This is a genomic window from Planobispora rosea (genome assembly GCF_014648175.1).
GTDB classification, from domain to species: Bacteria; Actinomycetota; Actinomycetes; order Streptosporangiales; family Streptosporangiaceae; genus Planobispora; species Planobispora rosea.
Genome location: NZ_BMQP01000114.1, coordinates 1 through 1,933, shown reverse-complemented (window position 1 = coordinate 1,933; position 1,933 = coordinate 1). Strand labels below are relative to the sequence as shown.

The window sequence follows — 1,933 nt, the reverse complement described above, 5'->3', positions numbered from 1 at the left end:
GATCGGGTCGCCCAGGGTGGTGCCGGTGCCGTGGGCTTCGACGGCGTCGACGTCGGCGGGAGTGAGTCCGGCGGTGGCCAGGGCGGCGCGGATGACGCGCTGCTGGGAGGGGCCGTTGGGGGCGGTCAGGCCGTTGGAGGCGCCGTCTTGGTTGACGGCCGAGCCGGAGATCACCGCCAGGACCCGGTGGCCGTTGCGGCGGGCGTCCGACAGCCGTTCCAGCACCAGCACGCCCACGCCCTCACTCCAGCCGGTGCCATCGGCAGAAGCGGCGAAGGACTTGCACCGGCCGTCGGGCGCCAGCCCGCGCTGGCGGCTGAAGTCGATGAAGGTGTCCGGCGTGGACATCACCGTCACGCCGCCCGAGAGGGCCAGCGTGCACTCGCCCCGCCGCAGGGCCTGGATCGCCCAGTGCGTCGCCACGAGGGAGGAGGAGCAGGCCGTGTCGACGGTGACCGCGGGACCCTCCAGCCCGAGCGCGTAGGCGACCCTGCCGGACACGACGCTGGCCAGGCTGCCGTTGCCGAGATAACCGGCCACGTCCTCAGGCACCCGGCCCAGCCTGGTGCCCCAGTCGTGGTACATCACTCCGGCGAAGACGCCGGTCTCGGTGCCCCTGACCGACTCGGGATCGATCCCGGCCCGCTCCAGCGCCTCCCACGAGGTCTCCAGCAGCAGCCGCTGCTGCGGGTCCATCGCCTGCGCCTCACGCGGCGAGATGCCGAAGAAGCCGGGGTCGAACAGAGCTGCGTCGTACAGGAACCCGCCTTCGTTGGCGTAGGACTTGCCGGGCACTCCGGGCTCGGGGTCGTAGATGCCCGCGACGTCCCAGCCTCGGTCGGCGGGGAACCCGGAGACGGCGTCCACCTCACCGGCCACCAGCTGCCACAGCGCCTCCGGCGAGGTGACGCCGCCGGGGTAGCGGCAGGCCATGCCCACGATCGCGATGGGCTCGTCGGTCACCGCGGCCGGAGCGACACGCGCCACCGCCGCCTCGACACTGAAGGCCCGTTCGAGCAGGTAGTGCGCGAGCGCCTTGGGCGTGGGGTAGTCGAACACCAGCGTGGCGGGCAGCTTCATGCCGGTCGCCCTGGTCAGCCGGTTGCGCAGGTCGACCGAGGCCAGCGAGTCGAACCCCATGTCGCTGAAGGGCCGCTTCGCCTCGATCGCCGTGGCGTCGCCGTGTCCGAGGACAGCGGCCACGTGCTCACGCACCCAGTCCAGCGCGGACCCGGCTCGATCGCTCTCAGGCAACGCGGCCAGGCCGCGGACGAACGGCGACATCTCGTTCTCGCCCTCGGTCGCGGCTCGCCGTACCGGGGCCGGTGCCAGGGCGCGCAGCAGGTGGGGCAGTTCGGCTCCCCGCTTCGCCAGCGCGCCACGGTCCGCCTTGACGGGGACCAGGACGGCATCACCGGCGGCCAGTGCCTGGTCGAACAGGGACAGGTTGTCGGCCGAGGACAGCCCGGGGAAACCGGAGGCGGCCATGCGGGCCACGGTCGCGTCGTCAAGACGGGCGCCCATCCCGCTGTCGGCCCACAGTCCCCACGCCAGCGACTGCGCCGCCAGACCATGAGCACGCCGATAAACCGCCAGCGCATCCAGGAACGCATTGGCCGCGGCGTAGTTGCCCTGTCCGGCACCGTCGACCAGTCCGGACATGGAGGAGAACAACACGAACGCCGCCAGGGCCCGATCCCGGGTCAGCTCGTGCAGATACCAGGCCGCCACCGCCTTGGCCGCCAACACCGCATCCAACCGCTCAACCGTCAACGCACTGAGCACACCGTCATCCAAAATCCCCGCGGTATGCACCACCGCACTCAACTCCGGCAACCCGGCTATGAGATCGGCCAGCGCAGCCCGATCGGTGACATCACACGCCACCACCCGCACCCGAGCACCGGTCTGCTCCAGCTCGGCCACCAACTCA

At 71.5% G+C, this 1,933-nt stretch carries 1 protein-coding gene; it reads right to left on the bottom strand.

The features are described 5' to 3' along the window. On the bottom strand, window positions 1-1,926 hold a 1,926-nt coding region (locus IEZ08_RS38960), incomplete at its 3' end, for a beta-ketoacyl reductase (protein ID WP_308426630.1). Between the last annotated feature and the right edge of the window lie 7 nt (window positions 1,927-1,933).